This is a genomic window from Terrabacter sp. BE26 (assembly GCF_041941675.1).
Lineage (GTDB): Bacteria > Actinomycetota > Actinomycetes > Actinomycetales > Dermatophilaceae > Terrabacter.
In genome coordinates this window covers 2652045-2676575 of sequence record NZ_CP090122.1, presented here as the reverse complement: position 1 = coordinate 2676575, position 24531 = coordinate 2652045, and the positions used below count along the sequence as shown (strand labels likewise).

General features: G+C 72.7%; 25 protein-coding genes. 7 read left to right on the top strand and 18 right to left on the bottom strand.

From position 1 onward, the window contains the following. The first annotated feature begins 63 nt into the window (after positions 1-63). The gene (locus LQK93_RS12375; RefSeq protein WP_374968083.1) at positions 64-681 is read left to right on the top strand and encodes a LysE family transporter; all 618 of its coding nucleotides are present in this window, start codon (positions 64-66) and stop codon (positions 679-681) included. Positions 682-700: 19 nt separating this feature from the next. Here the strand turns inward: LQK93_RS12375 and hemL are convergent, their stop codons facing one another. From hemL to LQK93_RS12335, 8 genes are all read right to left on the bottom strand, one after another. Then, complete coding sequence (gene hemL, locus LQK93_RS12370; RefSeq protein WP_374968082.1) at positions 701-2038, bottom strand: glutamate-1-semialdehyde 2,1-aminomutase; 1338 nt, start codon at positions 2036-2038, stop codon at positions 701-703. Between the two features lie 47 nt (positions 2039-2085). Beyond that, complete coding sequence (locus LQK93_RS12365) at positions 2086-2571, bottom strand: MarR family winged helix-turn-helix transcriptional regulator (RefSeq protein WP_374968081.1); 486 nt, start codon at positions 2569-2571, stop codon at positions 2086-2088. 36 nt (positions 2572-2607) lie between these two features. Further along, the gene (gene hemB, locus LQK93_RS12360) at positions 2608-3573 is read right to left on the bottom strand and encodes a porphobilinogen synthase (RefSeq protein WP_374968080.1); all 966 of its coding nucleotides are present in this window, start codon (positions 3571-3573) and stop codon (positions 2608-2610) included. A 12-nt stretch (positions 3574-3585) separates the two neighbouring features. After that, the gene (locus LQK93_RS12355; RefSeq protein ID WP_374968079.1) at positions 3586-5235 is read right to left on the bottom strand and encodes a uroporphyrinogen-III synthase; all 1650 of its coding nucleotides are present in this window, start codon (positions 5233-5235) and stop codon (positions 3586-3588) included. Next, positions 5232-6245: a hydroxymethylbilane synthase gene (hemC, locus tag LQK93_RS12350; protein WP_374968078.1), complete on the bottom strand. Its 1014-nt coding sequence runs from the start codon at positions 6243-6245 to the stop codon at positions 5232-5234. The genes LQK93_RS12355 and hemC overlap by 4 nt, the downstream gene beginning before the upstream one ends. After that, positions 6242-7624, bottom strand: a complete 1383-nt coding sequence (hemA, locus tag LQK93_RS12345) for a glutamyl-tRNA reductase (protein ID WP_374968077.1) — start codon at positions 7622-7624, stop codon at positions 6242-6244. The genes hemC and hemA overlap by 4 nt, the downstream gene beginning before the upstream one ends. Next, a complete protein-coding gene (locus tag LQK93_RS12340) occupies positions 7621-8304 on the bottom strand; it encodes a redox-sensing transcriptional repressor Rex (RefSeq protein WP_374968076.1) in 684 nt (227 codons plus the stop codon). The genes hemA and LQK93_RS12340 overlap by 4 nt, the downstream gene beginning before the upstream one ends. A 142-nt stretch (positions 8305-8446) precedes the next feature. After that, positions 8447-8710 (bottom strand): glutaredoxin family protein, encoded by a 264-nt coding sequence (locus LQK93_RS12335; RefSeq protein ID WP_374968075.1) that lies wholly within the window; start codon positions 8708-8710, stop codon positions 8447-8449. A gap of 295 nt (positions 8711-9005) precedes the next feature. On the opposite strand from LQK93_RS12335, the gene LQK93_RS12330 reads away from it, so the two are divergent. Together LQK93_RS12330 and LQK93_RS12325 are read left to right on the top strand one after the other, a co-directional pair. Further along, the gene (locus LQK93_RS12330; RefSeq protein ID WP_374968074.1) at positions 9006-9695 is read left to right on the top strand and encodes an RNA polymerase sigma factor; all 690 of its coding nucleotides are present in this window, start codon (positions 9006-9008) and stop codon (positions 9693-9695) included. A gap of 373 nt (positions 9696-10068) precedes the next feature. Further along, the gene (locus LQK93_RS12325; protein WP_374968073.1) at positions 10069-11424 is read left to right on the top strand and encodes a hypothetical protein; all 1356 of its coding nucleotides are present in this window, start codon (positions 10069-10071) and stop codon (positions 11422-11424) included. Between the two features lie 45 nt (positions 11425-11469). Here the strand turns inward: LQK93_RS12325 and LQK93_RS12320 are convergent, their stop codons facing one another. Continuing rightward, positions 11470-12804 (bottom strand): 1-acyl-sn-glycerol-3-phosphate acyltransferase, encoded by a 1335-nt coding sequence (locus LQK93_RS12320; RefSeq protein WP_374968072.1) that lies wholly within the window; start codon positions 12802-12804, stop codon positions 11470-11472. Positions 12805-12892: 88 nt separating this feature from the next. Between LQK93_RS12320 and LQK93_RS12315 the strand changes: the two genes are divergently transcribed. After that, the gene (locus LQK93_RS12315; protein ID WP_374968071.1) at positions 12893-13327 is read left to right on the top strand and encodes a hypothetical protein; all 435 of its coding nucleotides are present in this window, start codon (positions 12893-12895) and stop codon (positions 13325-13327) included. Positions 13328-13376: 49 nt separating this feature from the next. On the opposite strand, the gene LQK93_RS12310 is transcribed toward LQK93_RS12315, so the two are convergent. The 5 genes from LQK93_RS12310 to LQK93_RS12290 all read right to left on the bottom strand — a co-directional run bounded on the left by LQK93_RS12310 (position 13377) and on the right by LQK93_RS12290 (position 18424). After that, on the bottom strand, positions 13377-14423 hold the full coding sequence (locus tag LQK93_RS12310) for an NAD-dependent epimerase/dehydratase family protein (RefSeq protein ID WP_374968070.1): 1047 nt from the start codon (positions 14421-14423) through the stop codon (positions 13377-13379). Between the two features lie 277 nt (positions 14424-14700). Then, a complete protein-coding gene (locus LQK93_RS12305; RefSeq protein ID WP_003792170.1) occupies positions 14701-14799 on the bottom strand; it encodes a 30S ribosomal protein bS22 in 99 nt (32 codons plus the stop codon). Between the two features lie 274 nt (positions 14800-15073). After that, complete coding sequence (locus LQK93_RS12300) at positions 15074-15274, bottom strand: helix-turn-helix domain-containing protein (protein ID WP_142182521.1); 201 nt, start codon at positions 15272-15274, stop codon at positions 15074-15076. A gap of 191 nt (positions 15275-15465) precedes the next feature. Beyond that, positions 15466-16818, bottom strand: a complete 1353-nt coding sequence (gene aspS / locus LQK93_RS12295) for an aspartate--tRNA(Asn) ligase (protein WP_374968069.1) — start codon at positions 16816-16818, stop codon at positions 15466-15468. A gap of 409 nt (positions 16819-17227) precedes the next feature. Further along, complete coding sequence (locus tag LQK93_RS12290) at positions 17228-18424, bottom strand: acetoin utilization protein AcuC (RefSeq protein WP_374968068.1); 1197 nt, start codon at positions 18422-18424, stop codon at positions 17228-17230. Between the two features lie 50 nt (positions 18425-18474). Here LQK93_RS12290 and LQK93_RS12285 point away from each other — a divergent pair, with 50 nt between their 5' ends. After that, positions 18475-19143 (top strand): potassium channel family protein, encoded by a 669-nt coding sequence (locus LQK93_RS12285; protein ID WP_374968067.1) that lies wholly within the window; start codon positions 18475-18477, stop codon positions 19141-19143. Between the two features lie 82 nt (positions 19144-19225). Here LQK93_RS12285 and LQK93_RS12280 read toward each other — a convergent pair whose 3' ends face one another. From LQK93_RS12280 to LQK93_RS12265, 4 genes are all read right to left on the bottom strand, one after another. After that, a complete protein-coding gene (locus LQK93_RS12280) occupies positions 19226-19753 on the bottom strand; it encodes a GNAT family N-acetyltransferase (protein ID WP_374968066.1) in 528 nt (175 codons plus the stop codon). Between the two features lie 99 nt (positions 19754-19852). After that, positions 19853-20365, bottom strand: a complete 513-nt coding sequence (locus LQK93_RS12275) for a GNAT family N-acetyltransferase (protein ID WP_374968065.1) — start codon at positions 20363-20365, stop codon at positions 19853-19855. 15 nt (positions 20366-20380) lie between these two features. Further along, positions 20381-21187, bottom strand: coding sequence for a pyrroline-5-carboxylate reductase (proC, locus tag LQK93_RS12270; protein WP_374968064.1), 807 nt, complete (start codon positions 21185-21187; stop codon positions 20381-20383). Between the two features lie 42 nt (positions 21188-21229). Next, positions 21230-22180 (bottom strand): proline dehydrogenase family protein, encoded by a 951-nt coding sequence (locus LQK93_RS12265; protein ID WP_374968063.1) that lies wholly within the window; start codon positions 22178-22180, stop codon positions 21230-21232. A gap of 147 nt (positions 22181-22327) precedes the next feature. Here LQK93_RS12265 and LQK93_RS12260 point away from each other — a divergent pair, with 147 nt between their 5' ends. After that, positions 22328-23161, top strand: coding sequence for a maleylpyruvate isomerase N-terminal domain-containing protein (locus LQK93_RS12260; RefSeq protein WP_374968062.1), 834 nt, complete (start codon positions 22328-22330; stop codon positions 23159-23161). A gap of 26 nt (positions 23162-23187) precedes the next feature. Next, positions 23188-24483: a lactate 2-monooxygenase gene (locus tag LQK93_RS12255; protein ID WP_374968061.1), complete on the top strand. Its 1296-nt coding sequence runs from the start codon at positions 23188-23190 to the stop codon at positions 24481-24483. Positions 24484-24531 lie beyond the last annotated feature (48 nt).

The window sequence follows — 24531 nt, the reverse complement described above, 5'->3', positions numbered from 1 at the left end:
CTCTCCGGCCCGGCGTCGAACGCCGTCATCACCACGCCCGCCCGAGCACCTACACTCCCTCGCGTGTCGTGGTCGCTCTGGCTCACCCTCGTCGCAACGGGGACCCTCATCTCCCTGACCCCGGGTGCGGGCGCCGTCAACACCATGGCCAACTCGCTGGGCTCCGGCTGGACCCGCTCGATCTGGGGCATCCTCGGGCAGCAGGTCGCGCTGCTTGCCCACATCGCGGTCGTGGCCGCGGGTGTGGGCGTGCTCGTGGCGGGCTCACCCCTGCTCTTCAACGTGATCCGCTACGTCGGCGCCGCCTACCTCGTCTTCCTCGGGGTGCGGCAGTTCCGCTCGCGCGCAGCCGCCGCGAAGGTCGGCGAGGCGCACCGCGAGCCGGCGTGGTCGATGTTTCGGCGAGGCCTGCTCGTCAACCTCACCAACCCGAAGGCCGTGGTCTTCTTCCTCGCCTTCACGCCGCAGTTCATCCGGCCCGAGCAGCCCCTGCTGCCGCAGTACGTCGTGCTGGCCGCGACCATCGTCGCGATCGACGTCGTCATCATGTGGTTCTTCTTCGCGGCTGCCGCCCGGGGGCTCGGTCGCCTGACCCAGCGGGAGTCGGGGCAGCGCACCCTCAACCGCGTCTTCGGCGGCCTGTTCGTCGGCGTCGGGGTGCTGCTCGCCAGCGTCCACTGAGCCCGGAGGACCCGGGACGTCAGTCCGAGGTGGCGGCGGCGCGGGCCGCGGCGGGTAGGGCGGCGATGACGTGGTCGACCGCCTCGTCGTCGTGCGCGGCGGAGACGAACCACGACTCGAACGCGCTCGGCGGCAGGTGCACGCCCTGGCTCAGCATGGAGTGGAAGAAGCGGCGGAACGCGTCGGCGTCCTGGTCCTTGGCGTCGGCGTAGTCGGTGACGGCCCCGTCGCGGAAGAACACCGAGAACATCGATCCGGCCCACTGGATGGTGTGCGGCACGGACACCGCCGCGAGCTCGCTCGAGACCGCGTCGGCGATGGCGTGCGCGACGAGGTCGAGCCGGGCGTAGACCTCCGGCGTGCACCCCTGCAGCGTCGCCAGACCGGCCGCGGAGGCCACGGGGTTACCGGAGAGCGTGCCGGCCTGGTAGACGGGCCCCTGGGGCGCGAGGAGGGCCATCACGTCGGCACGGCCACCGAAGGCGGCCGTCGGGAACCCGCCACCCATGACCTTCCCGAACGTGAAGAGGTCGGGCGCGCCGGCGGCATACGGACCTTCCAGCCCGTAGAAGCCCGACGCGCTGCAGCGGAAGCCCGTCATGACCTCGTCGGACACCAGGAGCGCGCCGTGCTCCTTCGTGATCCTCAGGAGGCCCTCGGTGAAGCCCGGCGCGGGTGGGACGACGCCCATGTTGCCGGCTGCCGCCTCGGTGATCACGGCGGCGATCTCGTGGCCGCGCTCGGCGAAGGCGGCCTCGACCGCGGAGAGGTCGTTGTAGGGCAGCACGATCGTCTCGCCGGCGCTCGAGCGCGGGACACCCGCCGAGTCGGGCAGCGCGAAGGTGGCGACGCCCGAGCCGGCGGAGGCGAGCAGGGCGTCGACGTGGCCGTGGTAGCAGCCGGCGAACTTCACGATGACGTCGCGGCCGGTGAAGCCACGCGCCAGCCGGATCGCCGACATCGTGGCCTCGGTGCCGGAGTTGACGAGGCGGACCTGGTCGACCGGCTCGACCCGGCGCACGATCTCCTCGGCGAGTCGCACCTCGTTCTCGCTGGGCGTCCCGAACGAGAAGCCCCGTGCGGCGGCCTCGGTGACGGCGGCCAAGACCTCCGGGTGAGCGTGGCCGAGGATCATCGGCCCCCACGAGCAGATGAGGTCGACGTAGCGCTTCCCGTCCGCGTCGGTGAGCCACGGGCCCGACCCGCTCGCCATGAAGCGCGGCGTGCCGCCGACGGCGCGGAACGCGCGCACCGGCGAGTTGACGCCGCCCGGGATGACCTCGCTGGCGCGCGCGAGGAGCGCGGCGGACGCCGGGGCGTCGAAGTCGGGCTGGACGGTGACGGGCTGCGAGCTCATGCCCCCCAGTGTGTCAACCGCCGACCGGTGCGTCGTGCGCCGGGTGGTCAGCGACCGCTCGCAGCATGGGGGTCGAGGTGGTCGCGCACGATCCCCATGGCGTCGCCGATGGCGGTGAACTGCTCGGGCGTCATGATGTCGACGAGGTTGTCGCGCACGCTGCGCACGTGGACCTGGGCGATGGCGCGGACCGCCTCGAGGCCACCGGGCGTCAGCACGAGCTCGACGCCGCGCTTGTCGTTGGCGCACTGCTCCCGCGTCACCCAGCCGCGGTCCTCGAGGCGCTTGGCCGTGTGCGTCAGGCGGCTGCGGGACTGCACGACCATGGCCGCGAGCTCGGACATGCGCAGCCGGTGGTTCTCGGTCTCGGAGAGCATCGAGATGATCTCGTACTCGCTCAGCTGCAGGCCGGCATCGCCCAGCGCGTCGTCGAGCGCCTGCTCGAGCAGCCTGGTGCCGCGCAGGATGGCCCGCCACGACGCCTGCTCGGCGTCGCTGAGCCACCGCACGCCGTTCTCCCCCGAACCTGACATGTCAACCTCCTGTGACGTCACAGATGGTAGTTGCTGTCAGGCGATCCATCCGGGCACGTCGAGCGCGAAGTACGTCAGCACGACCTGGGCGCCGGCGCGACGGATGGACACGAGCGATTCGAGGGCGGCCGCCTCCAGGTCGATCCAGCCGTTGGCGGCGGCCGCGTGGATCATGGAGTACTCCCCCGAGACCTGGTAGGCAGCGACCGGGACCGACGCGCGCTCGGCCGCCGCGGCGATGACGTCGAGGTAGGACATGGCCGGCTTGACCATGACCATGTCTGCCCCCTCGGCGATGTCGAGGTCGATCTCGCGGAGCGACTCCACGATGTTGGCGGCGTCCTGCTGGTAGGTGCGACGGTCGCCCTGCAGGCTCGACTGCACCGCGTCGCGGAACGGCCCGAAGAACGCCGAGGCGTACTTCGCCGAGTAGGCGAGGATCACCGTGTCGGTGAAGCCCTCGGCGTCGAGAGCCTCGCGGATGACGGCGACCTGGCCGTCCATCATCCCGGAGGGGGCGACGACGTGGGCGCCGGCGCGGGCCTGAGCGACGGCCATCTCGGCGTAGAGCAGGTTGGTCGCGTCGTTGTCGACGCGGCCCCGCTCATCGAGGACGCCGCAGTGGCCGTGGTCGGTGAACTCGTCGAGGCACGTGTCGGCCATGACGACGAGGTCGTCGCCGACGGCCTCGCGAACTGCCCGCAGCGCGACGTTGAGGATGCCGTCGGGGTCGACCGCGCCCGAGCCGGTGGCGTCCTTGTGCTGGGGGACGCCGAAGAGCATGATCCCGCCGAGCCCGGCCGCCACGCAGCGATGGGCCAGCTCGACGACGCTCGCGAGGGTGTGCTGGTCGACGCCGGGCATGCTGGCGATGGGCCGCGGCTCGGTGAGCCCCTCCGCGACGAAGACCGGCAGCACGAGGTCACGCGGGTGCAGCCGGGTCTCGGCGACGAGGGACCGCAGGACCGGGTTCTGGCGCAGGCGGCGAGGACGCTCGATCATCACGCGTCGTCCTCAGCGGGCGCGCCGGCGCGAAGCCGGACGCTTGTCGCTGGGACGCTGCACCGGCTGGCCGGCCTCGGCCGAGGCGACGGCCAGCCCCACGCCGTGACCCGCGAGGGCGTCGACGAGGCTGAGGGCCGAGGCCTCCGGCGCGAGGACGTCGACGCGCAGGCCGTGCTCCTGGGCCGTCTTGGCCGTCGCGGGGCCGATGCACGCGACCACCGTTGCGGCGTGGGGCTTCCCGGCGATCCCGACGAGGTTGCGCACCGTCGAGCTCGACGTGAAGAGCACGGCGTCGTAGTCGCCGCCCTTGATGGCGTCGCGGATGTGCGCGGCCGGCGGCGCCGCGCGCACGGTGCGGTAGGCGGTGACGTCGTCGACCTCCCAGCCCATGTCGCGCAGGCCGGCGACCAGCGTCTCGGTGGCGATGTCGGCACGAGGCAGCAGGACGCGGTTGATGGGGTCGAGCACCTCGTCGAACTCGGGCCACGACTCGAGCAGGCCGGCAGCCGACTGCTCGCCCGCGGGCACGAGGTCGGGGTTGATGCCCCACTCGCGCAGCGCGGCCGCGGTGGTGCCGCCGACAGCCGCCACCTTCAGGCCGGCGAAGGCGCGGGCGTCGAGGCCGAACTGCTCGAAGCGCTCACGCACGGCGCGGACGGCGTTGACCGACGTGAAGCCGATCCACTCGTAGCGGCCGGTGACCAGGCCCTTGACGGCCTTCTCCATCTGCTGCGGCGTGCGCGGTGGCTCCACCGAGATGGTGGGCACGACGTCGGCGGTCGCGCCGTAGGCGGCGAGACGGTCGACCATCGAGCCGGCCTGCGCCTGCGTGCGGGGCACGAGCACCCGCCAGCCGAAGAGCGGCTTGGACTCGAACCAGGAGAACTCGTCGCGCAGCTCGACGTTGGGCGACACGATGGCGAGGGTGACCTCGAGGGGCTCCTTGGCGCTGAAGACCGACGCGGCCTCTCCCAGGGTCGTGGCCAGCGAGGTCTGCTGCACCGTGGTGCCGCGGGCGCTCAGCGCGACGAGGGACTCGGCGGGACGGCCCGCCGAACGCAGGGCCTCCAGCGCCGAGCGGATGCCGTCCGTGGTGCCCAGCAGCACGAGGGTGTCGGTGTCGGTGGCGTACCCGGCGTAGTCGACCCCCGGGGAGTCGACGCCCACCACGTGCACGGCACCGGTGGACTTCGAGGTCAGGGGCACGCCGGCATACGTGGGTCCGGCGGTCAGCGCGGAGACACCCGGGACGACGTCGTAGGTGATGCCGGCCTTTCGGCACGCGCGCACCTCCTCGACGAGTCCGTTGAAGGTGGCGGGGTCGCCGTCCATGAGGCGCACCACGAGACCGCCGGGGGCGACCGACTTCGCCGCCTTGACGACGAGCTTGGCGCGCATCGCCTGGGTGAGCTCCTGGCCCTGTTCCCCGTGGCCGGCGTCGACGATCTCGACGTCGGGCCGGGCGTGCTGCAGGACGACGTCGTCGCGGGCGATGCGGTCCAGGACCACGACGTCGGCCGCGGCCAGCAGGTCACGGCCGCGCAACGTCATGAGGCCGGGGTCGCCCGGCCCCGAGCCGACGAAGGCCACGCGGGCCGGCGTCGTCGCGGTGGTGGGGGTCGAGGCCGTCTGGTCCGACGGCTGCGAGGAAGGAGTCACGAAACTTGCTCCGGTTGGTGTGAGGCTTGGCGTGGGGAGTGTGCTGGGTCGACGGCGGCAGGCTCGGCGGCCGGCTCGGAGCCGCTCGTCGGATGGTCGTCCATGTCGAGGTCGGCGGCGCCGTCCTCCAGGAGGATCTGGGCCAGGCGACGGCCGAGCGACTCTGGCTGGTCGTAGGGTCCGACGAGCGAGCGGCGCAGCTCGACGGAGGCGTCCTCGCTCCCGACGAACCCCCGGAGCGAGAGCTCGAGGCCATCGTCCCCCTCGACCACCTCGGCCAGCGCCCCGATGGGAGCGGTGCAGCCGGCTTCGAGGGCGGCGAGCAGCGACCGCTCGGCGCAGACGCAGGCTCGGGTGTCGGGGTCGTCGAGCACCGAGACGGCCGAGACGACGTCGTGGCGGTCGGAGCGGCACTCGACCGCGAGGGCACCCTGTCCGGGCGCCGGGAGCATCTGGATGGGCTCGAGGACCTCGGTGGCCTCGTCGAGCCGGCCCAGGCGCGCCAGTCCTGCGCGGGCCAGCACCACCGCGTCGACCGCCCCCGACGTGACGAGCCCGATGCGGGTGTCGACGTTGCCGCGGATGGGACGGATCTCGACGCCGAGACCGAGGGCGGCGAGCTGCGCCGTGCGGCGCGGTGAACCGGTGCCGACCACAGAGCCGGCCGGCAGCTCGCCGAGCGTCAGCCCGTCGCGGGCCACGAGCACGTCGCGGCTGTCCTCGCGAACCGGGACGGCGGCAAGGACCAGCCCGGGCTCAGGAGCGGTCGGCAGGTCCTTGAGCGAGTGGACGGCGACATCGATGCGCCCGTCGAGAAGGGCCTGACGGATCGCGGCCGCGAACACCCCGGTGCCGCCGATGGCGGTGAGCAGCTCACCCGACACGTCGCCCTCGGTCGTGATCTCGACGAGCTCGACCTCGTGCCCGGCCTCCCGCAGCCGGTCGGCCACCCACCCGGACTGGGTGGTGGCGAGGGCGGAGCGGCGGGTGCCGAGGCGCAGGGCGCTCACGGTTGCGCCCGCTTCGGCGGCACGGACACGTTGGCGATGTCCTTCGGCTCGAGGTCGAAGAGCTCGCGCAGGGCGGCGGCGTAGTCGTCGCCGCTGCCCTCCATGGCGAACTCCTTCACGCGCCTGGTCGGCGTGTGCAACAGCTTCTCGACGATGCGGTGGACCGCCAGGGACACCTCGGCACGGGTCGACTCGTCGAGGCCCGGCAGCCGCTGGTCGAGACGATCCATCTCGGTCGCCACGAGCGCGGCGGCCCGGGCGCGCAGCGCGGCGACCGTGGGCGCCACGGACTTCTCCATGCGACGCGTGAGGTAGTCGGCGACCTCGCCCGTGACGAGGTCGCGCACGCGCACGACCTCCGTGGTGTCGGCGCGCCCCTCGAGCAGGAGTCCGAGGGCCTGCAGGTCCACGAGGGTGACCCCGGGGATCTCGCGCTGCCAGGAGTCGACGGGCTCGACGTCGCGGGGCAGGGCCAGGTCGATGACCACCTGGGGACGGCCGCCGCGGCGGGCCGCGCTCTCGGCGAGCAGGTCTGCCGTGATGACGTGGCCGACCGCACCGGTGCACGAGATGACGAGGTCGCTCTGCGCGACGACCTCGGCCAGCTCACCCCAGGGACGGGCCACGCCCGACGTGGCGGCGGCCAGGCGCTCGGCCCGGTCGTGGGTGCGGTTGACGATGGTGAGCGAGCCGACTCCCTGGCGACGGGTCGTGGCCGCCGCGAGACCGCTCATGCCGCCGGCGCCGATGACGGCCGCCGAGGCGCCGTCGAGGGGCCCGAGCACCGCGGAGGCCTCCTCGAGCGCGATCTGCACCAGCGAGACGCTGTGCTGGTCGATGTCGGTGTCGGTGTGGGCCCGCTTGCCGACCCGCAGCGCCCCCTGGAAGAGCGAGTTCAGCGACTCTCCCACCTGGCCGCGACTCTGCGCCCCGGCGAGCGCGTCACGCATCTGGCCGAGGATCTGCGCCTCGCCGACGGCCATCGAGTCGAGGCCGCAGGCGACCGTGAACGCGTGGGCCACGGCGGCGTCGTCGTAGCGGACGTAGAGGTGGTCGGCGAGGGCCTCGGCCCTGGCCGCGAGCGCCGAGCGTGGGTCGCTCGGCGCCAGCTCGGCCGCCGGGGGCCCGGACTCCGGCGCCTCGATGCCCGCCGCGATGGCGAGCGCCTCGCCGATGGCGGCCACTGCGGGGTGGAAGGCCGGTACGGAGGCGTAGACCTCGAGGCGGTTGCACGTGGACAGCACGACCGTCTCGGTGGCCGTGGCCGACCCGAGCACGGAGGACGCGATCGCCTCGGCTCGGTCGGGGTGCTCGGAGAGCGCCTCGAGGACGGTCAGCGGGGCCGTGTGGTGGGACAGTCCGATGACGAGCAGGCTCACTGGGCAGGCACCGCCGAACGAAGGTGTCCCGCGGCCAGGGACTTGCGCTGGGCGTGGAAGGCGAGGATCTGCAGCTCCGTTGAGAGGTCGACGCGGCGTACGTCGACGCCGTGGGGCACCGTCAGGACGGCCGGTGCGAAGTTGAGGATCGAGCTGATGCCGGCGCCGACCAGCGCGTCGCAGACGGCCTGGGCCGCCGGCGCAGGCGTGGCGATGACGCCGATGGCGATCGGGTCGACGGCGTGGTGGGCGCGCAGGTCGGCCAGCGGCCGGATCGGCACCCCGACGACGCGCTCGTCGGTGAGGGCGGGGTCGTCGTCGTAGAGGCCGACGATCCGGAAGCCCTTGGTGACGAAGCCGGAGTAGGAGGCCAAGGCGTGTCCGAGGTTGCCCATCCCGACGATGGCCACGGGCCAGTCCTGGGTGAGGCCGAGGGCTCGCGAGATCTCGAGGGCGAGGGTCTCGACGTCGTAGCCGACCCCTCGCACGCCGTAGGAGCCGAGGTGGCTGAGGTCCTTGCGCAGCTGGGCGGATCGCACTCCGACCTCCGCCGCCAGCTCCTCGGACGAGACCGACAGGACGCCGTCCTCAGCGAGGCGGGACAGGGTTCGGAGGTATTCGGGAAGCCGCGCGACGGTCGCGTCGGGGATCTCTCGACGCAGTGCAGGGTCGGCGGACACTCTTGCTCACCGGCTCCTCTCGAAGAGGCGTTCTGGCGAACGCGGAGCACGTGGGGACCCGTTCAGGCTAGACGTTTGTGAAGCCATGCACAAAGTTGACTTCGGCCGCCTACCACGGCATAGCGGACGGCGGTCAGGCAGGTCACCTCAGCGCCGCCCGGAGACGCGCCTCGTCGACCCGCCAGAAGTCGTGGCGGCGGCCGTCGACGAAGGTGACGGGGATCTGCTCGGCGTAGCGCCGGAGCAGCTCCGGGTCGTCGTCGACCGACTGCTCCGCCCAGCCCACCCCGAGCTCGCTCGTGACGCGCTCCACGACGACACGGGCCTCGTCACAGAGGTGACAGCCCGGCCGGCCGAGCAGCACGACCCGCGGTGGTGGGGTCTGCGCGGGCTGCTCACCGGTCATACCGACCACTCTAGGCACCCCGGAGGGGCCTCGTGGCCGCGCGCGGCCACGACGTCGGCTCCGCCACATATGGGTCCAGGGGTCCCATCCGCGCCTCCTGTCCGTCAGACTGTCCACGATGCGCGCGAACAGGACGCCGGCCCCCGGGCCCCGACCGGTTCCCGCCCCGGGAAGGGACCCGGCGCGGGGCGCGCTGACGCGCGTCCTGGCGCCTCTCCGAGCGGCGGGTGCGGCGGCGGGTGCGGGGTCGACCGTGGTCGCCGTCGGCGGCGTACCGGCATACGCCCCCTGCTCGGTGACTTCAGCCGTCCCACCCTCCTGGCGCTCGGCGCTCGACGCGATCTGGGCAGCGCTCGCCGGCGAGGGCGCCGGGCTCGGGCTGACGGACCCCTCGCCGCAGGGCTCGGGCCACCGCCGGTTCGAGCGTGAGCCCGAGCAGCACGTCCGCATCGCGGCCCTGGTGCAGCTGGCGCAGGGTGGCGACAAGGAGGCCTTCGCGCAGCTCTACGACCTCTACGTCGACACCGTGTTCCGCTACGTGCTCGTCAGGGTGGCCAACCGCGCCCTGGCGGAGGACCTCACCTCCGAGACCTTCATGCGCGCGATGCGCCGCATCGACTCCTTCACCTGGCAGGGCAAGGACATCGCGGCGTGGTTCGTCACGATCGCTCGCAACCTCATCGCCGACCACGTGAAGTCGGCGCGCTTCCGCTTCGAGGTCGCCACGGCCGACATGCGCGACGCCGACGAGCGGGTCGACGCGCCCGACACCGAGGTGCTGACACGACTGCGCGACGAGCGACTCGTGTCCGCGATCAAGCAGCTCGGGCCCGACCAGGCGGAGTGCATCACGCTGCGCTTCCTCCAGGGCCTCAGCCTGGCCGACACGGCGCGGGTGCTCGGCAAGTCCGAGGGGGCCGTCAAGCAGCTGCAGCTGCGGGCGACCCGGGCGCTGCGCAAGTCGCTCGAGGGAGTCGAGCTGTGACCCCCGTAACCTCGCCGCCCGCCTCGTCGTTCTCTCGGCGTAGGACCGGTGCGTGTGGCCCCGGACCCACGAACGGCACGCCGCCCGGCGTGACCGTGGATCGCGACAACGCAGGTGGCTCGATGGCAGCGAAGACGGTGCTGACCACGGTCCCCGAGCCCCTCCCGACCGACGTGCACCACCAACCCCTCGCCGTATGCCGGGTCGTCCCGTGCGCCCAAGAGCGCGGGACCGCTCTGCCCGCGAGAGCTCCGGCGCCCTCGGGGTGACAGGCCCACCGGCCACCAGCTGACCGAACGAACGACGTGATCCCTCACCACCGACGCACACGTGACAGAAACCACCACGACAGACACGAGAGGGGGCAGGAGCCATGGACCTCGGTGCGAACGCCGACGGCGAGCTGCTCCAGCGCGCCCTCGAGGGCGACGAGGTGAGCGAGCCGGGCATCCTCGAGCTCGTCGCCGTGCTGCACGCGGTCCAGGCCATCGACCAGGCGCGCCTGGCCCCCAGCGCGGAGTTCGTGTCCGACCTGCGCGCCCGGCTCCTCGCCGACGACCCGCCCGTCGCCCGGCCGGCCCCACCGGTGGGACCGGACGGGCCGGACGGCGCGGACGGCCGGGCAGGCCCCGGGGACGAGACCGCCCCCACCGAAGCCCACTCCACCCCGGCCCACCCCACCCCGGCCCACCCCACCGAGGCCGACCCTCCCCGCACGGGCGGGACCGTGTCGGTGCTCCGTGTGGCGGCCCGGCCGCTGCGGCTCGTCGCCGCGGCGGCAGCCGCCGTTCTCGTGCTCGGTGGCGCGCTGGGCGCGGCCTCGCGCTCGGCCGTCCCGGGAGACACGCTCTACGGCATCAAGCAGCTCCTCGACCGGGCAGCTGTGCAGCTCGCCGGCTCCCGCTACGACGAGGGCCTGACCTACCTGGCCCAGGCGCAGGAGCACATCAGCGACGCCCGCGACCTGCTCGACGGGGGCAATCCGGCGACGCACGACCTCGACACCGCCTACGACGCCGCCACGGACGCGACGCGACGCGCCCAGACGATCCTCCTCGAGGCCTACCGCACCGAGGGCCGCACCAGCGCCCTGACCGAGCTGGCCGACTTCTATGCGCGAGCCATCCCGCAGGTCGACGCGATGCGACCGCGTGTGCCGGCGGGTTCGCTCTCGGCCTGGCAGCGCCTGCGCGAGACGCTCGGCGCGGGCGACGTCGCGACGATGCGGGCCCTCGCCTCGTGCGCGGCCTGTGGCGACCGGGCGGTACAGGCCCGGACGGCCCTGGCAGGTCTGGCGGCCACGGCACGGGGCGGCGGCTCAGCGACCAGCACGTTCTCCCCCGGCACCACGGCCGGCACGCCGGCGCGGCCGGGCAGCACGAGCGGGCCCGGAGCTGTCCGCACCTCGGCTGGTCCGCCCGGCTCCACGGCGACCACGCCCGGCGGGCTCCCTCTCCCCGGGGGTTCGGTTACCGACGCAGCGCCTCTGCCCGGAAGCACCGTCAACCTCCCGACCGTCGGCGTCCACAGCTCGTCGGTGGGTGTGGGCGGCGGCGGCGTGACGCTGCCCGGTGCGACGCTGCCTGCGCCCCACGTCGGCGTCACCTCGACGAAGATCCAGGTCGTCGTGCCCCCGCCGACTCCCGGCGTTCCGAGTCTCTCGGGACTGCCCAGCATCCCCGTAACTGTTCCCCTGACGCCGCCCCCGACGATCCCCCTACTGCCCTAAGGGGCCACGGACCACAGCGACCCACGCCTGGTCCCTGGGGGCACGTCAGAGGAAGACGGACCTGCGCTGCATGAGCAGGCTGTAGAGCGTCTGCTGGATCGTCTCCCGCACCTGGTCGGTGAGGTCGAAGACGAGCATGGGGTCGTCCGCGGCCTCGGGCCCGAACGAGGACGTGTCGATCGGCGGACCGAACTCGATGAGCCACTTGCTGGGCAGCGGCAGCAGGCCGAGCGGCCCGAGCAGCGGGAACGTCGGCGTGATGGGCGCATATGGCAGGCCGAGCAGGCGGGCGACGGCCGGCATGTTGCCGAGGATCGGGTAGATCTCCTCGGCCCCGACGATCGACACGGGGACGATGGGGACCCCGGCCCGCAGCGCCGCCGACACGAAGCCGCCACGGCCGAAGCGCTGCAGCTTGTAGCGCTCGCTGAAGGGCTTGCCGACTCCCTTGAAGCCCTCGGGCCACACGCCGACGAGCGCGCCGCTGCCGAGCAGGCGCTCGGCGTCGCTGTTGGCCGCGAGGGTCGTGCCGGACCGACGCGCCATGGTGCCGATGAACGGCATCTGGAAGACGAGGTCGGCCCCGAGCATCCGCAGATGCCGGCGCTTGGGGTGCTCGTCGTAGACGGCGACCTGCGTCATCAGCGAGTCGAGGGCGATCGTGCCGGAGTGGTTGCCCACGATGAGGGCTCCCCCGACGTCGGGGATGTTCTCGATGCCGCGCACCTCGACCCGGAACCAGCTCTTGTAGAGCGGCCGCAGCAGCGGGAGGTGGACGTTGACGGTGTAGTCCTCGTCGAAGCCGAACTCGTCGACGACGTAGTCGCCGCTCAGCCGGCGGCGCACGTAGGCGAGCGTCTCCGCCACCTGGCGCTCGACGTCCTCGGCAGGCACCCCGGCGGAGCTGGCCGCCGCGCGCAGCACGTTGACGGCGAGCTCGACGAGCTCGGCCGGCCCCGGGCGCGCCTCGGACGAGACCTCAGCGCCCTCGAGCACGGAGCCGACCAGCCTCTCGGCGCGGGTCTGGACGGCGGCGAGCGCGTGCTCCCAGCCACCCTCGCCGCCCGGGAGCGTATGCCGTGTGCCCGTCCCCGCGGTCGACGCCTCCGCCGCCGGGGCGTCCTCGACAGGCGGAACGGCGCGCAGCCTCGTCGGAGCGCCGCCGGTCCGTCGCGGTGACCGCACGGAGGCGCGGGTGGGCCGGCTCCTCGGTGGCGTCGGCTCGGCCGGCAGGTCGGCCGGCACGTCATCCGGCCACCCGCTCTGCGGTTCGGTGGGCGGCTCGGTAAGCGGTTCGCTCGGCGGCCGGGTGCGTGCGGCCGACTCGACTTCGGTGGGCCCCTCCGTGACGGCGGCCTCGATGACCTGTTCGGACTCCACGACCGCGTCGAGTCGCGGGTCGCGGGTGGCGCCCGTCAGGTCCCGCCGAGCAGCGCTGACCTCGAACGGGGCGGGCGGCAGGAGCGGCGTGCCGCTGCGCCGGCGACGCTCGCCCGACGCGCGGGCCGCCCCGGCGGCGAACGCGCCCCGAGCCGGGCGCGCGGAGACGCCTTCACGGCTCGACGCGGCGTTCGGGGCCGCCGTGTTCGCGTCCGCGGCCCTCGTGGCCCCGTCCCGCGAGGCCACCGACGTGCTGGTCGTCGACGGCTTCGCGCCCGCGTCCTTCGCCGTCGTCTTCTTCGCCGTCGTCTTCGCCGCCGTCTTCCGGGTCGCCGCGCTCCCGGCCGTCCCCTGCCGGCTCGCCGAGCTCTTGGCCGTCGTCTTCTTCGCCGCCGTCCTCTGCGACGACGAGTTCTTGGCCGTCGCCTTCCGGGCCGCCGACTTCGTGGTCGCCCCCTTCTTCACGGTGGCCTTCGTCGGCGCGACCTCACGGCTCGCGGGAGCGGTGTCGCCGGTGTCCTGAGTCGGTGCGTTCAGGGAGTTCGTGGCGGCTGCGCCGCTGCTCTCGGCGGTCACGGTTGGATCCTGTCGAAGACGCGGGAGAGGGCTGCCGCAGTGCCACCCGCAGCCCCACTGACTGCTTCACCCACACCATCGACGCCGGGCACCACGGGCTCCAGGTGCCGGGCGAAGTCTTCGAACGCTGCCCGCGTGGTGAACCGCGGCTCGAAACCGAGGACGGAGCGCATCCGGCTGGTGTCGATCCCGCGGCCGAAGGCGAGGAAGGTCAGCTGGTCCGACGAGAAGTCGGCGAGGCCGCTGCGCCGGATGACGGTGCCGAGCAGGCCCGCGGCCGGCAGCGGAACCGGCACGATGGGGCGGCGGGCGATCGCCGTGCACTGGGTGACCGTGACGAAGCCGTCGCCCGCCACGTTGACGATGCCGGCGGCGGGCCCTGTCGTCGCGAGGACCATCGCCGCCGTGGCGTCGTCCTCGTGGACGAGCTGGAAGCGGGCGTCGTAGCCGAGAGGCACCGGCACGAGGGGCAGTGCGAAGTAGTCGGTGAGCGCCGTGCGGATGTTCGGGCCGACGACGTTGGCCAGGCGCAGCATCGTGATCTCGACGTCGGGACGCCGCCGGGAGAAGCCGCGTACGTAACCCTCGACCTCGACGGAGTCCTTGCCGAACCCGGTGCGCGGGAGGGTCTTGGGGTTCATGTCCTCGCTGAACATCGCGGGGTCGCGGGGAGAGGAGCCGTAGACCGCGGCGGAGGACTTCACGACGAGGCGGCTGACCGACTCGGACTTCTGGCACGCAGCGAGCAGCTGCATCGTGCCGATGACGTTGATCTCCTTCTGCGTCACCCGGCCGCCGGTGTCGCGAGGCGTCGCGATGACGTTCATGTGCACGACCGTGTCGACGGCCGCCTGGGCCATGATGCGCCCGATCATCGGGTTGCGGATGTCGGCGCGCACGAACTCGGCCCGGCCGATGGAGTGCCGGGGTGGCACGACGTCGACCCCGAGGATCCGGTCGACGGAGGGGTCGTTCGAGAGCCGCCGGGCGAAGAGCCCGCCGAGGTAGCGGGACACCCCGGTGACCAGGACGACCTTGGCCATCGGCTCCTCCTGTCGTCGGTCGGTACGTGCTCGTGGATGCGCGCTCGTCGATGGGCGCGTCGTTCCGCGCCCTGCTCGCTTGCAGGAAGGAGGTCGTCTCGCCCCCGCACGTTGCAGCCTACCGAGCGACTCCCGGCTCCGGCGGGGCGCACGCGGACCGGAGCCCAGGATGTGGCGAGACTCTCGTTGCACCTGCCCCGGTACGCGAACGACCCTCACCGAAGGGCGAGGGTCGAGAGCGTGCGGGGCGATTCCGCCGGTGACTGAGCTGGTCAGGTCACTTCTTGTTGCGACGCTGGTGGCGCGTCTTGCGCAGCAGCTTGCGGTGCTTCTTCTTCGCCATCCGCTTGCGCCGCTTCTTGATGACAGAACCCATGGTTGTCCTTGTCGTGAGACGTGTCCTTGAACTGAGCTGGTGCCGACCTGCGTCGACACACCTCGGAGAAGGATAGGTCGAACTTCACGAGCCGAACAGGCTCCACACCCTAGCGCGTGACGGTCCCCGACCCCAAAAGCACGACGAGGGTCCGGACGCGGGTGCCGACGGCTCCCCGCGGCGCCGCCCCCTGCCGTCCTCGCCCCGGACGCGCCGAGGGGGCGGCCGGACCTGATGGTCGTGGCCGCCCCCTCGGTGCGTGGTGACGCTGCTGTCACGCGGTGTCGATGTAGGACGTCTGCAGGTACTTGTGCACCGCATCCTCCGGAACCCGGAAGGAGCGGCCGACCCGGACGGCGGGAAGGTCCCCGCCGTGGACGAGTCGGTAGACCGTCATCTTGGACACGCGCATGATCGAGGCGACTTCGGCGACGGTGAGGAACCGCACCTCGTTGAGCTGGCGCTCGTTCGACATGTAATGACCCCGATCTTCAGTGGGTGCACCCGCGTGTCGACGGCTTCCCCTCCGGCGAAACTGCACGCAGGTGCAAGAAGCAACACTAGGGGCAGATGTGACTGGAGGGGAAGCGATCGGATCAATCAATCCGCTCCGCGCAACTCGACACGCCGACGCGATCGCTGTGGATGTGCCCGGTAGGCCCGTCCTCATGGCTCCAGCCGGTGCAGGTCGCGCGGGAACAGAGTCACCTCCCGGATGTTCTCGGCCCCCGTCAGGCGCCCGACCCACCTTTCCAGACCGATCGCGAAACCGCCATGCGGCGGCATGCCGTGGGCGAAGGCGTCGAGGTAGCCACCGAGGACGGACGGGTCGGTGCCGGTCCGCTGCATCGCTGCCGCGTAGTCGGAGGGGCGGTGCAGGCGCTGCCCACCGGTCGTCAGCTCGAGGCCGCGGAAGAGCAGGTCGAAGCTGTTGCTCCACCGCTCGTCGCCGGGCTGCGGATGCGTGTAGAAGGGCCGCTTCGACATCGGATAGCCCTCCACCGCAAGGAAGTCCGAGCCGTATGCCGCCTTGGCCCACCCGCTGAGCGCGCGCTCGTGCCCGGGGCTGAGGTCCGGCTCCTCCGGGTGCGCACCAACGCGAGCCAAGGCGTCGCGGAAGTGGATGACGGGGAACTCCTCGGGCACCGCCGGCAGCTCCACCTGGAGGAGCGCAGCGGCGTCGGCGGCCTGCTCCCGGATGGCCCCGACCATCCCGGCGATCGCCTCGCGCAGCACCGCGAGGACGTCGCGGTGGTCGCGGACGAAGCCGAGCTCGGCGTCGAGCGAGGTGTACTGCGCGAGGTGGCGGACCGTGTCGTGCGGCTCGGCCCGGAAGACCGGCCCGACCTCGAAGACCCGCTCGAAGACCCCGACGAGCATCTGCTTGTAGAGCTGCGGACTCTGCGCGAGGTAGGCGGTGCGGCCGAAGTAGTCGACGGTGAAGACGTTGGCCCCGGACTCCGTGGCGGTGCCGACGAGCTTGGGGGTGGCGATCTCGGTGAAGTCGAGCGCGCCCAGCGCAGAACGGAACCCACTCATCGAGGCACTCGCCAGCTGCCACGCGGCCCGGTGTCTCGGATGCCGAAGGGTCACCGCCGCGTGGTCGAGGTGCGTCGGCAGCCCGGCCGCGAAGGAGGGGCGCCACAGCTCGGCGGGCGGCGCGAGCGCGGGCTCGGTCAGGGCCGTGATCGCGGCCTCGACGAGCTCCGCGCCACCCGGGGCCGCGTCGTTGGCCGAGACGGTGCCGGTCACCTCGACGACGGTCTCCTCCGGCAGGCCGGCCAGCTGCTCGATCGTCTCGGCGTCCTTGACGACGACCTGGGCCAGGCCCGACCGGTCCCGCAGGACGAGGAACGTGACGCTCGCGAGGACGCGGCGTCGGTGGATCCAGCCGGCGAGCGTGGCGCGCTCGCCGGGTCGCGCGGACGCGAGCTCGCGGGCCAGGACGCGCGGTGCGCTGGTCGCCGGTGTCGTCGATGCCGTGGCCGTCGACGATGCCGTGGATGGGGTTGGTTGCATTCCGTTCACCTCCGGTGGGTTTTCGTGCCCCGGAGGTGTGGGCGATGGGGAATGTCGCTGTGCCACCACACCTTCGCCGCCGCGGATCGCGGTCGGCCTCTGGTCGTGCTCGGCTCAGGATCGTCAGGCCCGTCGTCGCCGTGCCGAGGACGCTACGTCAGGATCCCGGCCGGGGGCGACCCGATTTCGCGATCCCACCGGGGATCGCCGCGGCGCCGGCGTCGCCTGGACGCAGCGCAGCGAGCGAGGAACGAGCGAGCGGAGCGGAGGAAGGCGACGCCTGAAGGGCGCCCCGGCACGCGCCGCAGCGAAGCGAGGCGCCAACAGCAGGAACGAGCGAGCGAAGCGGAGGAAGGCGACGTCAAGAGGGCGCAGCGGCACGCGCGCAGCGAAGCGAAGCGCAGAAGACTCAGTCGAAGTGCACGTCGAGGCCGTGCAGGGGGAAGACGGCCATGCGCGTGGCCATGATCGCCCGGTCGACCTCGCTGGCGGGGTCATAGCCCATCTCCCAGGAGCGCCACCACAGCGGGCCGTCCTCTGCCGTCAGGTCGCCCATCCGCCGCGGACCGGGCCGGCCGAAGACCTGCTCGACGTGGGCGCGCCAGTCCTCGGGCACCTCGACGGAGGTCTTGATCGGCGCGTGGGCGGCGATGGCCGTCAGGTGGGTCCAGGTGCGGGGGACGACGTCGATGACCTCGTAGCCACCGCCGCCGAGCGCGACCCAGCGACCGCCGCAGACGTCGTGCGAGAGCCGGTGCAGCGCGTCGGCCACGGCCCGCTGGGCGTCGACCGTGACGGCGAAGTGGGCCAGGGGGTCCTCGGTGTGGGTGTCGCACCCGTGCTGCGTCACGAGCACGTCCGGCTTGAAGGCCCGGACGAGGGGCATGGCGACGGCATGGATCGCCCGCAGCCACCCGGCGTCGTTGAGGCCGGGCGGCAGTGCGACGTTGACGGCGCTGCCCTCGGCGTCGGGACCGCCCACGTCGGTGGGCCAGCCCGTGCCCGGGAAGAGTGCCCGCCCCGTCTCGTGGACGGAGATGGTCAGCACCCGCGGGTCGTCCCAGAAGATGCGCTCGACGCCGTCGCCGTGGTGCACGTCGACGTCGACGTAGGCGACCCGCTCGGCGCCGTGGTCGAGGAGCCACTGGATGCCGACGGCGATGTCGTTGTAGACGCAGAAGCCGCTCGCCTTGTCGCGCATGGCGTGGTGCAGCCCGCCGGTGAAGTTGACGCCGTGGTCGGTGCGGCCCTCCCAGACGGCGCGGACGCTGTCGACGGTGCCGGACACGACCCGGGCACTCGCGTCGTGCATGCCGACGAACGCGGGGTCGTCCTCGGTGCCGAGGCCGTAGGACTCGTCCGCCCGGCTGGGGTCCTGCGAGGCGAGCTTGACCGCTGCGACGTAGTCGGCGTCATGGATGGTCTCGAGCAGCTCGTCGGGCGCCACCTGCGCCCCCTCGACCTCGACGCCGTCGACGTCGAAGACGCCGAGGGCCTCGCACAGCCGGGCCGTCAGGTCCAGGCGCACCGGCGCCATCGGGTGGGTGGGGCCGAAGTCGTACCTCGTGAAGGAGGCGTCCCAGACGACCCGGGCCTGAGTTGGCATGATTGAGACGCTATCGCGGAAACGCGTGTCGGATGACGGAGGTAACACCCATGGGCCGCAACCGGCTCTTCGGCGACGACGTGATCGTCATCGGGCTGGGACGCTTCGGCTCGGCCGTCGCACTCGAGCTCACCCGGCTCGGCCACCGGGTGGTCGCGGTCGAGCGCGACAACGCCATCGCGGAGAGCTATGTCAACAAGGTCTCCAAGGTGGTGCACGCCGACATGGCCCAGTCGTCGGCGCTCGAGATGATCCGCCACGCGGCACCCAAGATCGCCATCGTCGGCATCGGCTCGTCCGTCGAGTCCTCGGTGCTGGCGGCCGCCAACCTCGTCGACGCCGAGGTCCCGTCGATCTGGGCCAAGGCCCTCTCGCCCGAGCACAAGCGCATCCTCGAGCGCATCGGGGTCCACCACGTCATCTCCCCCGAGGCCGACTCCGGCCGCCGCGTCGCGCACCTCGTCAACGGCAAGCTGCTCGACTACATCGAGTTCGACGACGGCTTCGCCATCGTCAAGCTCAAGCCGCCGGCGGAGACGATCGGCTTCACGCTCGAGCAGAGCTCGATCCGCCGGAAGTACGGCGTCACGGTCGTGGGGGTCAAGGCGCCCGGCGAGGACTTCACCTACGCGGTCCCGCAGACGAAGATCTCGGCCCACCACATGCTCATCGTCAGTGGCCCGGTCGAGCTCATCGAGCGCTTCGCCGCGCGTCCCTGACCGTCCCCGAGCCGGCGCACGGACGACGTATGCCGTCGCGCCGGGCGGGCGGGAAGGCATACGGGCTCGGTGCGAGGGCAGGTCAGAGGCGCAGGGCGGGGTCGACCTCGCTCCCGAGGGGCAGCACCATGGCCACCTCCTCCTCACCGTCCTCCTCGCTGACGACGCCCATCGGGCGACGGTAGTCGGTGGGACGGAAGCCCATCCCGCTGGCGAAGGCGACCGCGCGCCCGTTCTCGGTGCCGACCCAGTAGACGAGGTGCGTCTGGCCGCGCTTGGCGGCGAGGGACGCCCCCTTCTGGACCAGGAGGGTCGCCACGCCGGAACCGCGCGCCTCGGGACGGACCCAGAGGCCGAACAGCTCGCCGGCCGGCACGTCGTTCGTCTTCGCCGTGCCGACGCTGACGACGCCGACCGCCTGGCCCTCCCGCTCGGCCACGAGGCGGTCGGAGCGCTGCATCCGCACCCGCCAGAAGGCCTCGTCGTAGGCCTCCTCCTCCTCGGCCGTGGCCACGAACGCCTCGGGCGACTCACGCAGTGCGGCGAGCCGCACGGAACGGTAGTCCGCCCAGTCGTCCTCGCCGAGGGGACGCACGGTGATGTCGGTCATGGGCCAACCATGGCACGACGGGAACCGGAAAGCACCCGCAGGCTGGTGAACATCCGGCGACCCCGGGCACCCGGCGACCGCCCACCCGTCGCAGGACCCTCAGAACCGGTGGACCATCTCGATCTCCTGCAGATCGGGGCGCCGCGGGTGGTCGTGGACCGCGCCCGTGCGCACGAACCCGCACCGCGCATACAGCGCCTCCGCCGTGGGGTTGCCGCTCGTCACCTCGAGGACGACCTCGGACTTGCCGAGCTGGCGAGCCTCGTCGAGGACGGCGTTGACGAGGGCCTCCCCCACGCCTCGCCCGCGCGCCCGTGGAGCGACGTACATCGCGAAAAGCGTTGCGGTCCCGGCTCGCTCGGGCTCCCAGTGCGATCCGAGACCGGCGCTGCCCAGGACGCCCTCGGCGTCGCGGGCCTGGACCAGCCAGGCCCCCTCGATGCGCTCGCGCCAGTCCGCCTCGTCGTAGACGGCCTCGTCGGCGTAGGTGAACCAGAACGCATCGGGCGCGTCCTGGAGCATCGCGAGCCGGACGTCGCGGTGCGACTCCCAGTCGTCGGCGGAGACGCGGTGCAGGTGCATCGGGGCGTGCATCGGGGGGCGCTCATCCATGACCCCACACTGCCCTCAGCCCTGGCCGGACGCCAGCTCTTTGGATCGCGCCGCGGCCGCCTCCATGGCCGTGACGAACGCCGCCCGCACCTTGTGGTCGTCCAGCTGGCGCAGGGCCGCGACGGTGGTGCCGCCGGGCGAGCTGACCTGCTCGCGCAGCACGGTGGGGTGCTCCTTCGTCTCCTTGAGCATGGTGGCCGCCCCGTAGAGCGTCTGGACCACCAGCTCGGTGGCGGTGGCGCGAGGCAGACCAAGCACGACGCCGGCCTCGATCATCGCCTCGACGACGTAGAAGATGTAGGCCGGACCACTGCCGGAGATCGCGGTGACGGCGTCGAGGTGCTTCTCGGGCAGCCGCACGACCCGGCCACACGAGCTGAGGAGCGCCTCAGCCTCGGCGAGGTGGGCGTCGGTGCAGTGGGTGCCGGGCGAGATGCCGGCCATCCCCTGGTCGACGAGGGCGGGCGTGTTCGGCATGACCCGGATGACCGAGGTGCCGCCGGGCAGGCGCGACTCGAGGAACTCGGTCGTGATGCCGGCTGCGAGGGACACGACGGCGTTGCCCTGGGCGACGTGGTGGTTGATCTCCTCGAGCAGGGCGCCCATGTCCTGCGGCTTGACGCAGAGCACCAGCGTGTCGGCCACCTCGGCCGCCTCGGTGTTGGACAGGGCGCGGACGCCGTAGCGCTCGGCCAGCGCGTTCACCTTGTCCGGGGTGCGGCCGGTGACGATGAGGTCGCCAGGCTCGCGGCCGGCCCGGATCAGCCCGGACACGAGCGTCTCGCCCATCACGCCTGCGCCGAAGATGGCCGTCGTCGTCATCGGGTGCTCCCATCCGTCTCTCGGATCGACTCGCTTCTGCCGTCAGCTCTTCGTCGCGACGCCGCGCAGGAAGAACATGACGTTGGCCGGCTTCTCGGCCATGCGGCGCATGAGGTAGCCGTACCACTCCTGCCCGTAGGGGATGTAGACCCGCATCTGGTCGCCGCGGTCGGAGATGCGCTTCTGCTCCTCGGGCCTGATGCCGTAGAGCATCTGGTACTCGAACGACTTCGGGTCCCGGCCGGCCTGGCCGGCGAGCGCCCCGGCGATCTCGATGAGGCGCGGGTCGTGCGAGGCGATCATCGGGTAGCCCTCGCCCTGCATGAGGACCTTGAGGCAGCGGACGTAGGACTTGTCGACCTCGGCACCGGACTGGAACGCCACCGACTCCGGCTCCTTGTAGGCGCCCTTGCACAGGCGCACGCGCGACCCGGCGTGGGCGAGGTCACGGCAGTCCGCCTCGGTGCGGTAGAGGTACGCCTGCAGCACCGCCCCCACGGTCGGGTAGTCGGCGCGCAGCTCGCGCAGGGCCTCCAGAGTGAGGTCGGTGGTCGTGTGGTCCTCCATGTCGAGGGTGACCGTGGTGCCGGCCTGCTTCGCCAGCTCGCAGATCTCGCGGGCGTGGTCGAGGGCGATCTTGTTGCCGTCGCCCGGCAGCGCCTGCCCCAGGGCGCTGAGCTTCAGCGACACCTCGACGGTCCCGCCCTCGGTGAGCCCCTGGTCGCGCAGCGCGGTGAGCAGGGAGAGGTACGCGTCGCGGGTGTGCTGCGCCTGCGCGAGGTCGGTCGTGTCCTCGCCGAGGTAGTCGATCGTCGACAGGCGCCCGGAGGCGGCGATCTCGGTGGCGGCCGCCACGACGTCGGCACGCTCGGCCCCGGGGACGAACCGGCGCACCACCGAACGGGACACCGGCGCCTTCTCGATGACGTCTCGGATCCGCTCCTGCTTCGACAGCTGCAGGAGTGAGTTGCGCAGCAGGTCGCTGGCGTCCACGGGGGCCTCCGGGGGGTGCTCGGTAGGTGGCTGGGTGACGGGCGGCTGACGGTGGTGACCGTCCCGCCGGGCAAATCTACCGCCGCCTGACCGCGGTGCCGGGCAGGTGCCGGCTCTCCCCTGCCGAAGTACGGCAGACTCACCGCCATGCCTGCACCGACCCCGGCGCGCGGGGGACCCGGAGGACCCGCTGAACCGGCCCGACCAGCAGAAGCGGCCGGCCCCACCTTCGACGAGCTCGGCGACGCCCTCGGAGCGGCGTCGACGGTGCTGCGCGCCAACGCGATGGCCGCCGGGCTGGGTGCGCCGGTGCCGACCTGCCCGGAGTGGACGGTGCTCGACCTCGTCGTGCACCAGGGGATGGTGCACCGGTGGGCGGCGAGCCACCTGCGCGGCGCACCGGTGGAACCAGAGCGGTTCGAACGCGAGGGACGCGAGTCGCCGGACGTGCTGGACTGGTTCGACGAGGGTGCCACCGACCTGCTGCAGGCCGCCGTCGACGCCCCCGACGACCTCGAGGCCGAGGTCTTCCTCCGCGACGCCCCGGCCCCCCGACGGTTCTGGACCAGGCGTCAGTGCCACGAGACGACGATGCACGCGGTCGACGCCCTCGGCGCGCGGCTGCGACGCCCGGCGAGGCCGGAGGAGACGTGGATCCGTCCCGCCATCGCCCTCGACGGCATCGACGAGCTGCTCGCCGGCTTCGTCCCCCGCCGCCGGCTCGCGCCGCCGCCCGGCGGCGCGTCCCACGTGCTCGTGCGGCCGGATGCCGCCGACGTGGTCTGGCTCGTCGCGGTCGCCGGTGACGGGAGGGTCACCACCCGGCGGGTCGGAGCATCGTCCCCCGAGACCCTCAGTGCCCAACGCACCCTCGCCGGCCCGCCGGTCGACCTCTACCTCCGGCTCTGGAACCGGGCCGCCGCCGAGCCGGCCGACGAGCTCCAGCGCTGGTGGCGCCGATCCGTGTCGGTGAAGTGGTAGCCGACGTGCCCGTCGAGGGAGCACGTGTGCCGCTCGCCGGGTTCGGCCGCACCGCCCAGTCGGCGATCTACCGTGCCGGGGCCTTCGGGCGCCGTCCGAGCGTCCCGACCGACGGGACCCGGCTCGAGGCCGCCGCCCGCCGGGTCATGTCGAAGCGCGGCTACGCCTACGTCGCCGGCTCCGCAGGGTCGGAGAGCGGTGCCGACGCGAACACCGCTGCCTTCACCCGCTGGCGGGTGGTCCCGCGCATGCTCGTCGACACCACCGAGCGCGACACGTCGGTCGAGCTGTTCGGGCGCCGGCACGACAGCCCCTTCCTCGTCGCGCCCGTCGGCGTGCTGTCGATGGCCGACGACGAGGCCGACCTCGCCGTCGCCCGCGCGGCCCGTGAGCAGCAGGTCACCCCGATCCTCAGCACCCAGGCCTCGGTGCCGATGGAGGACGTCGCGCGCGCCCTCGCCGGCTCCGGCCACTGGTTCCAGCTCTACTGGAGCAGCGACGACGACCTCGTCGAGAGCCTGGTCTCGCGGGCCGAGGCGTGCGGCAGCGAGGCCCTCGTCGTCACGCTCGACACGGCATACCTCGGCTGGCGTCCGCGCGACCTCGACCTGGGGCACCTGCCCTTCGCCCGCGGGGAGGGCATCGCGCAGTACACGTCCGATCCCGTCTTCCGCCGGCTCGTCGCCGAGCGCGTGGAGGCCGGCTCCGGGGACGCGTCCTCGACGCGACCGCGTCCCACGCCGGCGGCGGTGTCGACGCTGCTCTCCATGAGCCGCCGCCACCCCGGGGCCCTGCGGCACAACCTCACCGCGCCGGAACCCCGGGCGGCCGTCGAGACGTTCCTCGACGTCTTCAGCCGGCCCTCGCTCACCTGGGCCGACCTGCCCCGCCTGCGCGAGATGACGAGGCTGCCCATCGTCCTCAAGGGGATCCTGCACCCGGAGGACGCGCGCCGCGCCGTGGACGCCGGCGTCGACGGGGTCTACGTGTCGAACCACGGCGGCCGGCAGGTCGACCGCTCGGTGGCCGCCCTCGACGCGCTGCCGGGGGTCGTGGAGGCGGTCCGAGGCGCCGGGTCGGGCGTGCCCGTGCTCTTCGACAGCGGGATCCGCTGCGGCGCAGACGCCTTCATGGCCCTGTGCCTGGGGGCGACTGCCGTCGGCATCGGTCGGCCGCACGTCTACGGTCTTGCGCTCGCCGGCGCCGACGGCGTGTCCGAGGTGCTGCGCAACCTGCGTGCCGAGCTCGACCTGCAGATGGCGCTCACCGGCTGCACGTCCCTCGTCGACCTCACCCCGGACCGCCTCGTCACCGCCCCCTGAGACGCCGGGCGCCACTCGACGGGTGGAATGACTCGACGCCATCGCACG

Bases quoted from the DNA above. Each gene is read 5' to 3' on its own strand.
- LQK93_RS12280 (WP_374968066.1), bottom strand. From the start codon at position 19,753: ATGACCGACATCACCGTGCGTCCCCTCGGCGAGGACGACTGGGCGGAC.
- LQK93_RS12335 (WP_374968075.1), bottom strand. From the start codon at position 8,710: ATGACCGGTGAGCAGCCCGCGCAGACCCCACCACCGCGGGTCGTGCTG.
- proC (WP_374968064.1), bottom strand. From the start codon at position 21,187: ATGACGACGACGGCCATCTTCGGCGCAGGCGTGATGGGCGAGACGCTC.
- LQK93_RS12310 (WP_374968070.1), bottom strand. From the start codon at position 14,423: ATGGCCAAGGTCGTCCTGGTCACCGGGGTGTCCCGCTACCTCGGCGGG.
- LQK93_RS12305 (WP_003792170.1), bottom strand. From the start codon at position 14,799: ATGGGTTCTGTCATCAAGAAGCGGCGCAAGCGGATGGCGAAGAAGAAG.
- LQK93_RS12285 (WP_374968067.1), top strand. From the start codon at position 18,475: ATGGGCCGCAACCGGCTCTTCGGCGACGACGTGATCGTCATCGGGCTG.
- LQK93_RS12300 (WP_142182521.1), bottom strand. From the start codon at position 15,274: ATGTCGAACGAGCGCCAGCTCAACGAGGTGCGGTTCCTCACCGTCGCC.
- LQK93_RS12365 (WP_374968081.1), bottom strand. From the start codon at position 2,571: ATGTCAGGTTCGGGGGAGAACGGCGTGCGGTGGCTCAGCGACGCCGAG.
- LQK93_RS12290 (WP_374968068.1), bottom strand. From the start codon at position 18,424: ATGCCAACTCAGGCCCGGGTCGTCTGGGACGCCTCCTTCACGAGGTAC.
- LQK93_RS12275 (WP_374968065.1), bottom strand. From the start codon at position 20,365: ATGGATGAGCGCCCCCCGATGCACGCCCCGATGCACCTGCACCGCGTC.
- LQK93_RS12260 (WP_374968062.1), top strand. From the start codon at position 22,328: ATGCCTGCACCGACCCCGGCGCGCGGGGGACCCGGAGGACCCGCTGAA.
- aspS (WP_374968069.1), bottom strand. From the start codon at position 16,818: ATGCAACCAACCCCATCCACGGCATCGTCGACGGCCACGGCATCGACG.
- hemB (WP_374968080.1), bottom strand. From the start codon at position 3,573: ATGATCGAGCGTCCTCGCCGCCTGCGCCAGAACCCGGTCCTGCGGTCC.
- LQK93_RS12325 (WP_374968073.1), top strand. From the start codon at position 10,069: ATGGACCTCGGTGCGAACGCCGACGGCGAGCTGCTCCAGCGCGCCCTC.
- hemL (WP_374968082.1), bottom strand. From the start codon at position 2,038: ATGAGCTCGCAGCCCGTCACCGTCCAGCCCGACTTCGACGCCCCGGCG.